The organism is Streptomyces huasconensis, from assembly GCF_021028635.1.
Taxonomy (GTDB): Bacteria; Actinomycetota; Actinomycetes; order Streptomycetales; family Streptomycetaceae; genus Streptomyces; species Streptomyces huasconensis.
Genome location: NZ_CP086119.1, coordinates 7,700,403 through 7,714,406, shown reverse-complemented (window position 1 = coordinate 7,714,406; position 14,004 = coordinate 7,700,403). Strand labels below are relative to the sequence as shown.

At 70.9% G+C, this 14,004-nt stretch carries 15 protein-coding genes; 7 read left to right on the top strand and 8 right to left on the bottom strand.

Annotated features, from left to right (window positions below; all coding sequences use genetic code 11):
- The first annotated feature begins 8 nt into the window (after nucleotides 1-8).
- The 3 genes from J2N69_RS34275 to J2N69_RS34265 all read left to right on the top strand — a co-directional run bounded on the left by J2N69_RS34275 (nucleotide 9) and on the right by J2N69_RS34265 (nucleotide 3,660).
- The gene (locus J2N69_RS34275; RefSeq protein WP_230904202.1) at nucleotides 9-1,583 is read left to right on the top strand and encodes a GMC family oxidoreductase; all 1,575 of its coding nucleotides are present in this window, start codon (nucleotides 9-11) and stop codon (nucleotides 1,581-1,583) included.
- The gene (locus J2N69_RS34270) at nucleotides 1,580-3,049 is read left to right on the top strand and encodes an APC family permease (RefSeq protein ID WP_230904201.1); all 1,470 of its coding nucleotides are present in this window, start codon (nucleotides 1,580-1,582) and stop codon (nucleotides 3,047-3,049) included. The genes J2N69_RS34275 and J2N69_RS34270 overlap by 4 nt, the downstream gene beginning before the upstream one ends.
- A 77-nt stretch (nucleotides 3,050-3,126) precedes the next feature.
- A complete protein-coding gene (locus J2N69_RS34265) occupies nucleotides 3,127-3,660 on the top strand; it encodes a hypothetical protein (protein ID WP_230904200.1) in 534 nt (177 codons plus the stop codon).
- Between the two features lie 76 nt (nucleotides 3,661-3,736).
- Here J2N69_RS34265 and J2N69_RS34260 read toward each other — a convergent pair whose 3' ends face one another.
- The 4 genes from J2N69_RS34260 to J2N69_RS34245 all read right to left on the bottom strand — a co-directional run bounded on the left by J2N69_RS34260 (nucleotide 3,737) and on the right by J2N69_RS34245 (nucleotide 7,797).
- The gene (locus J2N69_RS34260; protein WP_230904199.1) at nucleotides 3,737-4,039 is read right to left on the bottom strand and encodes a hypothetical protein; all 303 of its coding nucleotides are present in this window, start codon (nucleotides 4,037-4,039) and stop codon (nucleotides 3,737-3,739) included.
- A gap of 117 nt (nucleotides 4,040-4,156) precedes the next feature.
- A complete protein-coding gene (locus tag J2N69_RS34255; RefSeq protein WP_230904198.1) occupies nucleotides 4,157-5,824 on the bottom strand; it encodes a sensor histidine kinase in 1,668 nt (555 codons plus the stop codon).
- A 147-nt stretch (nucleotides 5,825-5,971) separates the two neighbouring features.
- Entirely contained in the window at nucleotides 5,972-6,796 is an 825-nt protein-coding gene (locus J2N69_RS34250; RefSeq protein ID WP_230904197.1) for an ABC transporter permease, read from the bottom strand.
- On the bottom strand, nucleotides 6,793-7,797 hold the full coding sequence (locus J2N69_RS34245; protein WP_230904196.1) for an ATP-binding cassette domain-containing protein: 1,005 nt from the start codon (nucleotides 7,795-7,797) through the stop codon (nucleotides 6,793-6,795). The genes J2N69_RS34250 and J2N69_RS34245 overlap by 4 nt, the downstream gene beginning before the upstream one ends.
- Before the next feature lie 216 nt (nucleotides 7,798-8,013).
- Between J2N69_RS34245 and J2N69_RS34240 the strand changes: the two genes are divergently transcribed.
- Together J2N69_RS34240 and J2N69_RS34235 are read left to right on the top strand one after the other, a co-directional pair.
- Nucleotides 8,014-8,691, top strand: a complete 678-nt coding sequence (locus tag J2N69_RS34240; RefSeq protein WP_272595861.1) for a response regulator — start codon at nucleotides 8,014-8,016, stop codon at nucleotides 8,689-8,691.
- Between the two features lie 144 nt (nucleotides 8,692-8,835).
- On the top strand, nucleotides 8,836-9,285 hold the full coding sequence (locus J2N69_RS34235; protein WP_230904195.1) for an SRPBCC family protein: 450 nt from the start codon (nucleotides 8,836-8,838) through the stop codon (nucleotides 9,283-9,285).
- 28 nt (nucleotides 9,286-9,313) lie between these two features.
- Here the strand turns inward: J2N69_RS34235 and J2N69_RS34230 are convergent, their stop codons facing one another.
- Nucleotides 9,314-9,733, bottom strand: a complete 420-nt coding sequence (locus J2N69_RS34230) for a DUF6415 family natural product biosynthesis protein (RefSeq protein ID WP_230904194.1) — start codon at nucleotides 9,731-9,733, stop codon at nucleotides 9,314-9,316.
- 192 nt (nucleotides 9,734-9,925) lie between these two features.
- Between J2N69_RS34230 and J2N69_RS34225 the strand changes: the two genes are divergently transcribed.
- Together J2N69_RS34225 and J2N69_RS34220 are read left to right on the top strand one after the other, a co-directional pair.
- Nucleotides 9,926-10,168, top strand: a complete 243-nt coding sequence (locus J2N69_RS34225) for a DUF397 domain-containing protein (RefSeq protein WP_230904193.1) — start codon at nucleotides 9,926-9,928, stop codon at nucleotides 10,166-10,168.
- Nucleotides 10,169-10,258: 90 nt separating this feature from the next.
- A complete protein-coding gene (locus J2N69_RS34220) occupies nucleotides 10,259-11,173 on the top strand; it encodes a helix-turn-helix domain-containing protein (protein ID WP_230904192.1) in 915 nt (304 codons plus the stop codon).
- 55 nt (nucleotides 11,174-11,228) lie between these two features.
- On the opposite strand, the gene J2N69_RS34215 is transcribed toward J2N69_RS34220, so the two are convergent.
- The 3 genes from J2N69_RS34215 to J2N69_RS34205 all read right to left on the bottom strand — a co-directional run bounded on the left by J2N69_RS34215 (nucleotide 11,229) and on the right by J2N69_RS34205 (nucleotide 13,945).
- Nucleotides 11,229-12,044: an SAM-dependent methyltransferase gene (locus tag J2N69_RS34215; protein ID WP_230904191.1), complete on the bottom strand. Its 816-nt coding sequence runs from the start codon at nucleotides 12,042-12,044 to the stop codon at nucleotides 11,229-11,231.
- Nucleotides 12,045-12,146: 102 nt separating this feature from the next.
- A complete protein-coding gene (locus tag J2N69_RS34210; RefSeq protein ID WP_230904190.1) occupies nucleotides 12,147-13,397 on the bottom strand; it encodes an MFS transporter in 1,251 nt (416 codons plus the stop codon).
- Nucleotides 13,394-13,945, bottom strand: a complete 552-nt coding sequence (locus J2N69_RS34205) for a GNAT family N-acetyltransferase (RefSeq protein ID WP_230904189.1) — start codon at nucleotides 13,943-13,945, stop codon at nucleotides 13,394-13,396. The genes J2N69_RS34210 and J2N69_RS34205 overlap by 4 nt, the downstream gene beginning before the upstream one ends.
- Between the last annotated feature and the right edge of the window lie 59 nt (nucleotides 13,946-14,004).

Genomic DNA, 14,004 nt, shown 5'->3' with positions numbered 1-14,004 from the left:
GCGACGGCATGGACGACGAGACGACGACCTACGACTACCTCATCATCGGCGGCGGCACGGCCGGCTCCGTACTGGCCGCCCGGCTGAGCGAGGACCCGGCCTGCCGGGTGTGCGTGGTGGAGGGCGGCCCCAGCGACGTCGGCGACGAGCGCATCCTGAAGCTGCGCAACTGGATCAACCTGCTCGGCTCCGAGTTCGACTACGGCTACACCACCGAGGAGCAGCCGCGCGGCAACTCGCACATCCTGCACTCCCGGGCTCGCGTCCTGGGCGGCTGTTCCTCGCACAACACCCTGATCAGCTTCCTGCCGTTCCCGCAGGACCTCGACGAGTGGGTGGAGCGCGGCTGCGACGGCTGGGGGCCGGAGACGATCCTGCCGTACCGGTCCAGGCTGCGGAACACGATCGTGCCCGTCGCTGCCGCCGACCGCAACGCGATCGCCGAGGACTTCGTCACGGCGGCGTCCACCCGCCTCGGCGTCCCGGTCATCGACGACTTCAACGCCCGTCCCTTCACCGACGGCACCGGTTTCTTCTCCCTCGCCTACGACCCGAGGACCAACACGCGTTCGTCCGCGTCGGTCGCCTACCTGCACCCGGTGATGGACCGCCCCAACCTGACGCTGCGTCTGGAGACCTGGGCGTACCGGCTCCTGCGCGATGACGAAGGACGTTTCACCCGCGTCCAGGTACGCAACCCCGACGGTTCCGTGTCGACGCTGGAGGCCGAGGCGGAGGTGCTGTTGTGCGCCGGGGCGATCGACACGCCGCGGCTGCTCATGCTCTCCGGCATCGGACCGGCCGACCACCTCCGCGACCTGGGCATCGAGGTCCTCGCGGACCTGCCCGGGGTCGGCGAGAACCTCCTGGACCACCCCGAGTCGGTGATGGTGTGGGAGACCCGTGGTCCGCTGCCGCCCAACTCGGCCATGGACTCCGACGCCGGGCTCTTCCTGCGGCGCGACTCCTCGGGCGGCCCGCGCCCCGACCTGATGTTCCACTTCTACCAGGTGCCGTTCACGGTCAACACGGAGCGGCTCGGCTATCCCGTACCCGAGCACGGCGTGTGCATGACGCCGAACGTGCCGCGAGCCCATTCGGTCGGCCGCATGTGGCTGCACAGTGCGGACCCGACGGTCCATCCGGCCCTGGACTTCCGCTACTTCACCGATCCGGACGGTCACGACGAGCGGACGATCGTCGACGGCCTGCGGATCGCCCGTGAGGTGGCCGCCGCTCAGCCGCTCAGCGACTGGCTGCTGCGCGAGGTGGCGCCCGGCCCGGACATCCAGTCGGACGCGGACCTCTCCGAGTACGGTCGGCGCGCCGCCCACACCGTCTACCACCCGGCGGGGACCTGCCGGATGGGCGCCGAGGACGACCCGATGGCGGTGCTCGATCCGCAGCTGCGGCTGCGCGGCCACGACGGGCTGCGCGTCGTGGACGCGTCCATCTTCCCCACCATGCCGACCATCAACCCCATGGTCACCGTGCTGCTCGCCGCCGAGCGCGCGGCGGACCTCATCACTGGCAATCCCGCCCCGCAGCCGATGGGCACGGAGACGGCGGGGGACGGCCGATGACTGTTCCCACGACGCCGGAGGGCGCCCCGGGCGCCGCGGGCGCGGAGCACGGGGAAGAGAAGTCGGAGTTCCGCAAGGACATGGGACCGTGGGCGAATTTCGCCCTCGGGTTCACCTACCTCTCCCCCGTGGTCAGTACGTACACGCTCTTCGGCACGGCTCTCGCCGACGGCGGTCCGCCGATGATCTGGGCGTTCGTCATGGCGGGCTGCGGGCAGTTCCTCGTCGCGCTGGTCTTCGGCGAGGTCGTCGCGCAGTATCCGGTCGCGGGCGGCGTCTACCCGTGGGCGCGGCGGCTGTGGGGCAAGCGCTGGGCGTGGATGACCGGGTGGGTCTACATGTGGGCGCTGCTCATCACGATCACCAGTGTCGCGTACGGCGCCGGACCGTACATCGCCATCCTGCTCGGCTTCGACGCCACCGTGCACACCACCGTGCTGTGCACGATCGGCTTGATCGTCGTCGCCGTGCTCATCAACTACGCCGGTACGAAGTCGCTTTCCTGGGCGGCGCTGATCGGCTTCGGCGCGGAGCTGATCGGCGCCCTCGTGGTCGGCGTCATCCTCCTGGTCACGCACCGCTTCCACGGTCTCGGCGTGCTCTTCGACGACTACGGCGCCGCCGGGGACGGTTCCTACCTGCCCGTCTTCCTCGGGGCGGCGATCATCGGCTTCTACCAGTACTACGGTTTCGAGGCCTGCGGCGATGTCGCCGAGGAGGTGAAGAACCCCGGCAGCGTGATCCCCAAGGCGATGCGCCGCACGATCTATGTGGGCGGGGCGGCGGCGACCTTCACCTGTCTGACGCTGCTGCTCGCCGTCGTCGACTACCAGGCGGTGATCTCGGGGAAGGACCCCGACCCCGCGGTCAGAATCCTTTTCGACGCCCTCGGTGAGGCCGGCGCGCGGATCGTGATGGCTGTCGTCCTCATCTCGTTCCTGTCCTGCACGATCAGCCTCCAGGCCGCGGCCGGCCGGTTGATCTACTCGTACGCCCGGGACGAGATGATCATCGGCCACCGGTTCCTGCGGAAGTTCTCGCCGACCCGCGCGGTGCCCGAGTACGCGTTGCTGGTCGCCGCGGTGATCCCGGCGCTGATCGCCGTCGGCTCCCTCATCTCGACGGACGCCCTGACCAAGATCGTGTCCTTCGCGATCCTCGGCATCTACGCCTCTTTCCAGATGGTGGTCCTGGCCGCGCTGCGGGCCCGCGTCAAGGGCTGGAAGCCGAGCGGCGAGTACCGGCTGGGCCGGTGGGGCCTGCTCGTCAACATCGGGGCGCTGGCCTACGGGATCTTCGCCATCGTCACCATCGCGTGGCCCCGGACGCCGGAGGCCGCCTGGTACGACAACTGGATCGTGCTGCTCGGCGGCGGCGTCGTGGTGGTCGTCGGCCTCCTGTACATGTTCACCACGCACCATCACGGCCGCAGCGACGCCCCTTCGGCGAACGCGATCCCGGACTAGCCCGCACACTGCCGCATGGCTCCACCCGTACGTAAACTTTTGTTTCCATTCGCCGTTACGGGAACTATAGTTGCCGCATGACGGTCTCTGAGCTCACCCCGGAAGAACAGGCAGAACTCGACAAGGCCCTGTACGACGCCTTGAATCCGCTGGCCTCGGCCATTCGCTCCCGGCAGACGGGGCTTTCCGCGGACCGTATGTGGGAAGCGGAACCCGTCGAAGTGGCGCTGTCCGTCCTGGCCGCCTGGAAGGCAGTGGATGCCGAGGTCAGGCGGCTGACCGCGCACGCGGCAGCGACCGCTGGCTCCTACGGCGCCAGTTACGAGCAGATGGGGGCCGTCTGGGGCATCACCCGGCAGGGTGCCCGCAAGAAATGGCCCGACGCCGTCCGCCGCTCAGTGCCCGCGACAGCGGGCAGGAGCACGCTCGCGCTCTTCGGGGGGACCGCCGAACTGGTGCAGGCGCCTTGCGGTGACTGGAGTTGGACAGGCGTGGGCGCTGACGGAGTATCCGCCGCGGGCACCGATGGGACGCGCTGTGCGACTGCGGAGGAAGCAGCAGCCCATGCGGGCGCTTTCCTCAAAGAACACGCCCTCGACGCGACCGGCTGATGCCGTCGCCGGAGCGGCCCGGCATCGCCTGCCCGCCCCGTGCAGGGGCTGAGCAGGCGTATCGGGGAGGACCGCGTCAGTTGATGACCCTGCCCAGGATCGGCAGCGCGGTGGCGGCGGAATCGTCCCGGACGCGGGACTTCTGGCGGATCTCGTTGCACTGGAAGGCGCGGGCCTGGTCCAGCACCTCGATGGTGATGACGGCGTCGATGTCCTGCACGGTCGGACACACGTCACGGATGACTTCGATGTTCTGCGACTTGTGGCCGTGGACCTCTTCGTCGGCCATGGCCGGCGTCACTGCCATACCGGTCGCCATCAAGGTCAGCACCGACCCGGCCAGCACCTTCTTGTTCGTGTTCCTTTGGGTGGGGTTCATTTCGCCCAGGGCTCCTGTCCGGTAAGACACGGCACCCCGTACGGGTGCCGACGCCGGACCCAACCGGCCCATCGCGGCAAAGGTTGCGCGAGGCGGTCGGCTTTCACCCGGTCGCCGTCACGACGGGAAGGCCGTGTCGTCGCCCGCGTTCAGGGTGTCCTTGGCGACCAGTCTCCCGCCGGAGTAGCACAGGCGGTAAAGATCCACGTCGTCCAGCACGTTGCCGTTCGAACGGTAGAAGTCGCACGTGGTGCCGGGCGGGCGGGGTGCGGCTCGCAGGGAGTCGGGGGCGTACGGGAACGGCCGTCTCGGCAGGATGCGCACCAGTTCCGCGCGTGGCGTGCCGACGCGCATCTCCTCGTAGCGGGACGGTGAAAGGACGCTGCCGGTGAGTTGGTGGGCCAGGTAGGCGGCGCTCGGCAGGAAGACGACTGCCACGGCGGCGGGGGCCGCGAGGGCCGCCGCGAAGCGCCACCGAGCGCTGCGGCGGATGCGGGCCTGTCGCCGCACCGATTCGGGCACCGATTCGGGCACCGACAGAGGCATTTCCGCAGCGGGCGCCGCGCGGTCCGCTGGGGTCGGCAGGCCGGTGAGGTCGGCCGTGTCGGGTGGCGGCGCCTGGGCCGGGGCGTGGTGCGGAAGCACCGCGGCGACCTCGAAGCCGTCCTCGTACGGGCCGGCTCGCAAGGTGCCGCCCAGGACCGTCACCCGCTCGCGCAGCCCTGCCAGCCCGTGGTTCCCGCTCGACGTGAGAAGCGGTGGTCCGGGCGAACGGACCGGCTCGGGTGGGGTGTTGACGACCCGCACCCGTGTGGCGTCGGCGGCATGCGTGATCGTGACGTGGACGGTGCTGCCCGGCGCGTGCTTGGCGGCATTGGTGAGGGCCTCCTGGATCACCCGGTACACGGCCCGTTCGACCAGGGGCGATCGTGTCGGCGGCGACCCGCCGCGCTCCCAGCGCACTGGTACACCGGAGGCGATCGCACGGCCGAGGAGTTCCTCCACGGTGTCGGTTGTCGCGGAGTCGGCTCCCGGGCGCGGGTCGGCGCGCAGCACGGTGACGGTCTCCCGGAGGTGGTCGACGGCGTCGGAGACGGACCGCCGGAGTTCGGCGACGTCGTCGCGGTCCTGCGTGGTCAGGGTCGGTGACAGCTCCAGGGCGCCGGCTCGCAGGGCGACCAGGCTCAGCACATGTCCCAGCGAGTCGTGCATGTCGGCGGCGATGGCCGCGCGTTCGGCCAGGCGTGCCCGCTCCGCGGCCAAGTGCTGCCGTTCCTCAAGGCCGCGGGCCAACTGCCAGCCGCCTTCGACGAGTTCACGGCGCGTACGCCAGTAGCGGCCGGCGAGCCATGGCAGCAGGAGTGCCGCGGGCAGCATGGTCATCGCGTAGAACCACCACACCGCGGGCGCCCGCAGGACGGCGAGTACGGCCAGGTCGGCGGTGAGGCAACCGGCGAGCACCAGCAGTGGGACACGCGCTGTGGCCGTGCGGGCGCCCAGGAGGAAGCTCATGCAGGCCAGCGTCAACGCGTAGACGTTCGCCGGGCTCTCGGAACCGGCGAGGCCCACGGCGCACGGGCAGTTGGCCAGCAGGACGGCCGCCCCGGGCCGGCGCCACCGGGACAGAGCCACGGCCACGCCCAGCGCGGTCAGGGGAAGGACGAGGTCCCAGGCGACCGAAGCCTTTCGGGCGTCGCCGAACCACAGGGCGCCCGCGGTGGCGAAGACCGCCCACAGGGCGATGTCGGCGGCCACCGGTTTCGGCGGGGTGAGATGACGCCGCATGGTCGCTTGGGGTTCCTCTCCTGAGGGTGCTCCGGGGGTGTGCGGTGCATGCTGTCACCGGGCGGGCGTTATGTCACACGTATGACGTCGATCGCAGGGGCCGTTGGCGGGCTGCGAGGAAGGGGTCCCGGTCCGGGTGTCGCCGGGTCAGGCGTCTCGGCGGCGCAGCAGGAGCAGGCCGGTCACATGGGCGGCGAGCACCCACGCGAGGAGGACGAAGACCGCGGTGGTGGCGCCGTAGGGAGTGCCGGCGCCGCCGCGCATGAAGCTGTCACCGGCGCTGTGCGGCAGCCAGTCGTTGATCGTGAGCAGGGCCGGGCCGCCGAGCCCGACGAGCATGCTCGGCAAGGCCCACAGCAGTGTGAGGAGCACCGTCAGCGCCCCGGCCGCGTGGCGTGTGGCGAAGGAGACGCCTACGGTCATGACGGCGATGAGGGCGTAGTAGACGCCGACGGCCAGCGCCTGGCCCACCGTCTCGCCCGCGTCGAAGGAGGCGTGACCGGAGAACGAGCCCCACGCGACAGCTGTTCCCGTCGCGGCGGACACGGTGCCCGCGGTGAAGGAGACCAGCGCGGTGACCAGCGCCTTGGCCGACTGGACGCGGTGGCGCACCGGCACCCACAGCAGGGACGAACGGATACTGGCGGTCGTGTACTCGCCGGTGACCGTGAGCATGGCCAGGACGACCACGGCGAACTGGACGAGCACCGTGGACGAGATCGCCGCATGGCCGACCGGTTGGACGGGATGGTCGTTGATCCGCGCGATCGACCCGTAGTAGAAGGTGAACACACCCGTCGCGATGAGGCCGGCCGCGAGACATATGTACGGGAAGCGCACCGACCGGAGTTTGGTCCACTCCGCCGCTGCCGCACCGCCGAACGGATGGCCGGAGGGTGGGGCGGGGGTATGCGGGCCGGGTGTGACCACGGTCCCGTGCGCTGCCGCGCCGGTCGTCTCGTGCGCCGTCATCGCGTCTCCTCGCGTCGGTGGGGGTGGGCGCCGTGCGGTGCGGGGCCTGCTTCGTGCCGTACGCCCGTCGCGTACTCGACGCTGTGCGCCGTGAGGTCCATGTAGGCCTGTTCCAGGGACACGTGGACGTCGCTGAGCTGATGCAGTCGTACGCCGCACCGGTGGGCGAGGTCGCCGATCTGCCGGGCGGTCCGCCCCGTGACGACGATGCCGTCCCGGTCCGCCGCGTCGACGGTCACGGTGGCGGCCGCCGCGCCGGCCGCCCCGGGGTGGTCCGCCGCGAGGCGGCGTACCAGGACGGCCCGTTCCTGCGGGTCCGGCACGCGCACCCGCACCGTCGCACGCGAACTACTCGCGAGGAAGTCCCCCATGGAGGTGTCGGCGAGCAGCTCTCCCCTGCCGATGATCACGAGATGGTCGGCGGTCAGCTGCATCTCGCTCATCAGATGGCTGGAGAGGAACACCGTGCGGCCCTGCGCGGCCTGGGCCCGGACGAGGTCGCGCATCCAGCGCACGCCGTCGGGGTCGAGGCCGTTGACGGGCTCGTCGAAGATCAGGGTGGCCGGGTCGCCGAGGAGCGCCCCGGCCACGCCCAGCCGCTGGGACATGCCCAGTGAGTACGTGCCGGCGCGGCGCCGGGCCGCCTTGGCCAGGCCCACGGTCTCCAGCACCTCGTCCACGCGGCGCGCCGGGATGCCGTTGCTGCGGGCCTGGGCGAGCAGGTGGTCGCGGGCCGACCGCGCCGGGTGCAGCGCCTTGGCGTCCAGCAGCGCGCCCACCTCGCGGACCGGGTGGCGCAGCGCGGCGTAGGGCCTGCCGTTGATGAGGGCCCTGCCCCGCGAGGGGTGGTCCAGGCCGAGGATCATCCTCATCGTGGTGGACTTCCCGGCCCCATTGGGCCCCAGGAAGCCGGTCACCTTTCCTTCGTCGACGTCCAGTGTCAGGTCTTTCACGGCGACGGTCTCGCCGTAGCGTTTGCTGAGCCCTCTGAGCGTGATCACAACCGTTCCTTTGATCCCTTCGCGTCCTTCGGGTTCTTCTGCGTGTGCCGCACGCCTGTCAGTGCGGCGACAACGACGCTAAGAGGGCGGTCCCCTGGCGGCACATGGGCCGATCGTCAGGTCCTCCCTTCCCTTCGTCAGGGGTGTCCCGCGCCTTCGGCCGTATCCGGAGGGCGCCCGGCCACGCGTACCGCACCTGGGTCGTACGCTCGCTGTGTGGAAGAGACGACACCAGGTCAACGGCCGGTCCGTGTCCTCATCGCCGACGACGAGACGATGGTGCGGGCCGGCATTCGGGCCATCCTGGCCAGGGACCCGCGCACGGACGTGGTCGCCGAGGCGGCCGACGGGGCGGAGGCGGTCTCCCTGGCGGGCCGCCACCGGCCCGACGTGGTCCTGATGGACATTCAGATGCCGGGCCTCGACGGGATCACGGCGGCGGCCCGCATCCACCGGGCCGTGCCGACGACCGGCGTGGTGATGCTGACGACGTTCGGGGAGGACCACTTCATCCAGCGGGCCCTGGAGGAAGGCGCCAGTGGCTTCCTGCTGAAGGCGGACGATCCCCGGGAGTTGCTGCACGGGGTGCAGGCGGTGGCCTCCGGCGGGGCCTACCTGTCGCCGAGGGTCGCCGCCCGTGTCGTCGCCGGTCTGCGCGCACACCGGGCCGCCCGGCCCCGGCGCCCCCTCCAGCACCTGACGGACCGGGAACGCGACGTGCTGGCCCGCCTCGGCGCGGGCCTGTCCAACGCGGAGATCGCGGCGGAACTGCACCTCGTCGAAGGGACCGTGAAGGCCCACGTCAGCGCCGTTCTCGCGAAGCTCGGCGCACGCAACCGCGTGGAGGCCGCCATCACGGCGCACGAAGCGGGACTTGTCGCTCGCGGTGGGTAGCGTCCGGCTTCTTGGGAGACATGTGGACGAACGGCGCCGGACGAACGGAGTGACGGTTGCCATAACGGCAAGAAGCCGTGCCACGTCACGAGGCCGGTAGCAAGATGGTGAGGCACCAGCGAGCCCCCATGGGAGCCCTCCATCATGCACAAGTACTACGTCACCGTGACCACCGGCGCCTCTCCGGAAACCGTCTGGAAGTTGCTGGTCGACGCGGCGAGTTGGCCGGTGTGGTCGAAGGTCGACAGTCTGGACACGGCGCGGTCGGTGGGGCTGGACCCCGGCGGCGACGACGGCGTCGGGGCCGTGCGGGCCTTCCGGACGGGACGCAACGTGACCGGGGAGCGGCTCACCGAGAAGGTCGAGTGCCGTCTCCTGGCCTACGAGGACGCGTTCAATGCCACGATGCGCAACTACCGCGCGCGCATCGAACTGGAGCCGACCGACGGCTCCGGTACGGCCATCCGCTGGTCCGGCGAGTACGAGACGAGCCTGTTGCTGCGCTGGTTCATGCCGCGCTACCTCCAGAAGTTCATGCAGGGCATGGCGGAAGGGCTGGCCCGCTACGCCGAGGAAGCCGAGCGGGCCCGCTGAGGAGAGGGCCCGCCGCTGTCACGTCCTCCTACGCCGCGCCTCCCGTGCCTGACCACGGCCGGTCAAGGCCGGGGGATGCCGGGGCATGCAGGTGGTCGAGGCGCTCGTAGAGGGCACGTACGAGCCGGGCGAGATTCTGCACCCCGGCCACCGTGGCCCGGTGCCCCGTCGACAGGCGCCGTTCGGCTTCGCCGAGCACGATCTCGGGCAGGGTCCGCAGGGAGCCGCTCTTCGGCAGTCGCGTGCAGCGGTGCCGCAGGTCGTCGGCGAGGGCGCGGGCATGGGCCGCCAACAGCAGCGCGATCTGTTCGCAGTCACGGGGCCGAGGCGCCGTTTCCGGTACCGACCACGCCAGCACGGCCTGGACGAGCGACATGTACGGCTCTCGTTCGAGCGGTGATGCTTCATGGAAGACGTCGGGCACGGTAGGTGCCAAGTGTGTGGTCATCACAATCTTCCCGCAGGCATTCGGGGTCTGGGCCGCGCAGTTCCGAGGAGCTAATATCCCCGTCGGCTGACATCCGCTGCAAGTACATCTGCAATTGCAGCGGCAAGAACGGCCGCCCGGAGGCCGATTCACGCCACCGCGGCGCACGGCCCCACCGGGCCGCAACCGACCGCCGACCGAGGGGAAAAGCAGATGAACTCACCGACCAACGGCACGCGCGCCGACGCCATCGAAGGCGCGGCATGGCGCAAGAGCCGCCGGAGCAACCCCAACGGAAACTGCGTTGAGCTGGCCGTTCTCGCCGAGGGCGAGGTGGCCGTACGCAACTCCCGGCACCCGGACGGGCCCGCGCTGATCTACACCCGCGCGGAGATCGCGGCCTTCGTCCAAGGAGCGAAGGACGGCGACTTCGACGACCTGGCCGGGCTCGCCTGACGCATATGTCGGCCGGATAGTCACCGCCGCTGTACGGACGGTGGCCGCGGTGGGAAACTGAGTGCCCATCCGACCGACACGGGAGCCAGCATGGCAGCCGCGCAGCCGGGGCGCGTCCCGCCCCTGCGCCGTCACATCGAGCACCCCCGGGGCGGCCCGACAGTTCTGCGGATCATTCTCGGTACGCAGCTGCGCCGCCTGCGGGAGTCCGTCGGCGTCACCCGGGAGGAGGCCGCGGACGCCATTCGCGGCTCCCACGCGAAGATCTGCCGTCTGGAACTCGGCCGCGTCGGCTGCAAGGAACGCGACGTGGCCGATCTGCTGACGCTCTATCGGGTCACGGACGAGGAGCGACGCGCCGCGTTCCTCGCCTTGGCCCGCGGGACCAGCACGCCCGGCTGGTGGCACCGGTACAACGACGTGCTGCCCGGCTGGTTCGAGACGCTCATCGGGCTGGAAGAGGCCGCCTCCGTCATCCGTACCTACGAAGTGCAGTTCATCCCGGGGCTGTTGCAGACGGCGGAGTACGCGCGTGCCGTCTGCCGGCTCGGCGACCCGCACGCGGCCGCGCCGGAGGTCGAACGCCGGGTGGAACTGCGGCTGCGGCGGCAGGCGCTGCTCACCGCCCCGAACCCGCCCCGGCTGTGGGCCGTGCTCGACGAGGCGTGCCTGCGGCGTCCACTCGGCGGGCCCGGCGTCATGGTGGCCCAGTTGCGCCATCTGCTGGAGATGACGCGGCTGCCCAACGTCACCGTGCAGATCGCCCCGTTCGACCTCGGCGGGCACGCGGCGGCGGGCGGGCCGATAACGATCCTGCGGTTCCTGGAACCGGACCTGCCCGACATCGTCTACCTGGAACAGCTGACCAGCGCGCTCTACCTGGACAAGCGCGACGACGTCGACCACTACCTCGCCGTCACCGACCAGCTCAGCGCGCAGGCCTCGTCGCCTCGCGACTCCCGGGCGATGGTGGAGAAGCTGATCAGGTCGTTGGAGGAGAGGTAGGAGGGATCGGGGGCTCCCGCGTGCGAACCGCCGCTCGCGGGGCCCCGCTTGTGGGTTACCGCTTGCGGGCGACCCCTCCGTATTCGATCCACTCCGTGGTGCGCTGCTTGGGCCCGAGGTCTCCGTCGGGCTTCCAGGTCGACACCTCGACCAGGCCCGGTTCGAGAATCTCCAGGCCCTCCAGGATCGCGGCGAGTTCGGCGGCCGTGCGCACCCGGCCCCACTGCCCCTGTGTACTGACCCGCATGAACTCGGTCACGAAGTCACGGGTCTTCTGGTCCTCGCTGACCAGCTGGCACACGACCAGGAAGCTGCCGGGGGCCAGGCGGTCCGCCACCCGTCCGATCAGGCCGGCGGGGTCGTCCTCGTCCGGGATGCAGTGGAGTACGGAGACGAAGAGCGCGGCCACCGGCTGACTGAAGTCGATCAGCCGCTCCACCTCGGGGTGGCTCATGATGCCGTCGGTGTCGCGCATGTCGGCCTGGATGACCGCGGTGTTCTCGTTCTCCTCCAGCAACGCGCGGCCGTGCGCCAGCACGATGGGGTCGTTGTCGACGTAGACCACTCGTGAGTCAGGGTCGACACGCTGGGCGACCTGGTGGACGTTGTCCTGGGTGGGCAGACCGGACCCGTGGTCGATGAACTGCCGTATGCCCTGTTCCTGCGCCAGCCAACGGACCACCCGCTGAAGGAAGCGGCGATTGTTGATGGCCAGGACCTGTGTGCTCGGCACGACCTTGTTCAGTTCCTCGCACGCCGCACGGTCCACGGCGTAGTTGTCCTTGCCGCCGAGGTAGTAGTCGTACATACGCGCTACGCTCGGAATGCTGACGTCGACAGTGCTGGACTGCGCTCGCGCGTCCTGGCTCATTTCCCGCTCTCCCGTCACTCGGCCCCCCGCACCCACAGCGTGGCGGGGCGCTACGACCGGTCGTCCACAGACTGTGGCCGCACCGGGCGGCCACCAACATACCTACGCTTCCCGCCAGTTGCAGCCCTTCATCCGCAGAGCGGCGCACCCGGCGAGGGCCACCAGGACGGGGAAGACCAGCATGGCCGGTGCCGGGCTGAAACGGGCCAGGAGGGCACCGGCGAGGGCGGGGGCGAGCGCGGCGGCGGACCCCGCGGCGAGCAGCACGCCGCTGACCACGCGGCCCTGCAGGTGGTCCGGTGTGACGGCGGCCTGGTGGGCGAAGAGCGCCGCGTTCGCCGTGGGCCCGAGGAACACGGCGGCGGCCAGCGGGATGGCGGCCGGCACCGTGCCCGCCAGCAGTGTGCTCACCGCCATCAGCGCGGCGGTCGTCCAGCACAGCAGCTTCATCAAGAGGGGCAGTGGCAGCCGGCGTTGCAGCGCGGGGGCCACGAGGGCGCCGAGGAAGCCGCCCAGTGCGAAGACCGTGCCGGCGAGACCGACCAGGGCCGGGGCGACTCCCGCGTCGAGCAGGGCGAGCGTCATCGCGAAGATCATGCCGGTGAAGGCCATGTTCAACGGCGCGGCGATCATCAGCAGGGCGCGCAGGAACGGGTGGCCGAGGAGGAAGCGCAGTCCCTGGATCGCGGAGACGGCGACCGGCAGGGGCGCTTCCTGGCGTACCTCCTGAAGGGGCCGCCGGATGAGGGAGACGGCGACGAGGGACAGCAGGTGGCTCAGCGCGTTGCCGAGGAAGGGCAGGGCGCGGCCGAGCCCGAACAGCAGGCCGCCGAGTGGCGGACCGGACAGCGAGACGGCGTACGCGCGCGCCTCGTTGCGGGCGACGGCCGCGGTGAGCTGGTCGGGGCGGACCAGGTTGCGCACCGAGGCGTGCTCGGCGGTGCTGAAGACGGCCGTGGCGGCGGCACCGGCGATCACCACCGCGACGATCACGGGCAGGCTCGCGGCGCCCGTGGCCACCGCCCAGCCGAGCAGCGCGTACCCGGCGAGCCGCAGCACGTCGCAGGTGATCATCAGACGGCGCCGGTCGAAGCGGTCGGCGAGGACACCGGCCGGCAACCGGCACACCAGGGTGGTGAGGAGTCCCACGGTGCCGACGAGCCCGGCCTGTGCCGGGGAACCGGTCTGCTGGAGCACCAGCAGGGGCAGCGCCAGTTCCACCATCGCGCCGCCGAGGTCGGACAGGCACTGCCCGCTCCACAGCAGGTTGAAGTCACGGTTGCGCCACAGCCCCGGCGAGCGGTCGCCGTCCGCCGTCCCGGGGGTGCCTTCGCCGACGGACGGCCGGCTCACACCGGGTCCCCGGTCGGCGCGGCCCCGGCTGCTCCGGCCCGGCCTTCCGTGACCGGGATGACCAGCATCTTCGTGACGGACCCGTCGTCGGCGACGACGTCCCGGACGTGGCGGAACCCCAGGCGGCGGCACAGGGCGAGGCTCGCGGTGTTCTCGGCGCCGACCATGCCGTACGCCTCGGTGAGCCCGAGGGTGTCGGCGGCGTGCCGGAGGAGGCCGCGTACGGCTTCGCCGCCCAGCCCGTGCCCCCAGTACGCGGGGGCGAGCGCGGTGACGAGTTCATGGCCGTCGACGTTCCCGGTGGGTTTCACCTCGGCATGTCCGACGTAGGCGTCCGCCAGCCACAGGCCCCATACGTCGAACCGGCTCTGGGGGTAGACATCGGTGAGGATGGCGCGGAACACCTCCCGCAACTGCGGTTCGGGCACCATGTCCTGACCCATCCAGCGGCACACCTCTTCATCGCGCAGCAACGCGACGAAGTGGTCCTCGTGTTCGGGTCGGTAGGGGAGGAAGTCCAGGCGTTCGGTGTGCAGGGCGGGCGTCATGGCGAGCTCCTCGGGAGTGATGCCGTGCGGTGGTGGGCCGAGGACGGTGGGGCGCCGGA

Excerpts from the sequence above, each read along its gene's own strand:
- J2N69_RS34275 (WP_230904202.1), top strand. The coding sequence starts at position 9 with ATGGACGACGAGACGACGACCTACGACTACCTCATCATCGGCGGCGGC.
- J2N69_RS34215 (WP_230904191.1), bottom strand. The coding sequence starts at position 12,044 with ATGAGCCAGGACGCGCGAGCGCAGTCCAGCACTGTCGACGTCAGCATT.
- J2N69_RS34205 (WP_230904189.1), bottom strand. The coding sequence starts at position 13,945 with ATGACGCCCGCCCTGCACACCGAACGCCTGGACTTCCTCCCCTACCGA.
- J2N69_RS34220 (WP_230904192.1), top strand. The coding sequence starts at position 10,259 with ATGGCAGCCGCGCAGCCGGGGCGCGTCCCGCCCCTGCGCCGTCACATC.
- J2N69_RS34230 (WP_230904194.1), bottom strand. The coding sequence starts at position 9,733 with ATGACCACACACTTGGCACCTACCGTGCCCGACGTCTTCCATGAAGCA.
- J2N69_RS34265 (WP_230904200.1), top strand. The coding sequence starts at position 3,127 with ATGACGGTCTCTGAGCTCACCCCGGAAGAACAGGCAGAACTCGACAAG.
- J2N69_RS34235 (WP_230904195.1), top strand. The coding sequence starts at position 8,836 with ATGCACAAGTACTACGTCACCGTGACCACCGGCGCCTCTCCGGAAACC.
- J2N69_RS34260 (WP_230904199.1), bottom strand. The coding sequence starts at position 4,039 with ATGAACCCCACCCAAAGGAACACGAACAAGAAGGTGCTGGCCGGGTCG.
- J2N69_RS34270 (WP_230904201.1), top strand. The coding sequence starts at position 1,580 with ATGACTGTTCCCACGACGCCGGAGGGCGCCCCGGGCGCCGCGGGCGCG.
- J2N69_RS34225 (WP_230904193.1), top strand. The coding sequence starts at position 9,926 with ATGAACTCACCGACCAACGGCACGCGCGCCGACGCCATCGAAGGCGCG.
- J2N69_RS34250 (WP_230904197.1), bottom strand. The coding sequence starts at position 6,796 with ATGACGGCGCACGAGACGACCGGCGCGGCAGCGCACGGGACCGTGGTC.
- J2N69_RS34255 (WP_230904198.1), bottom strand. The coding sequence starts at position 5,824 with ATGCGGCGTCATCTCACCCCGCCGAAACCGGTGGCCGCCGACATCGCC.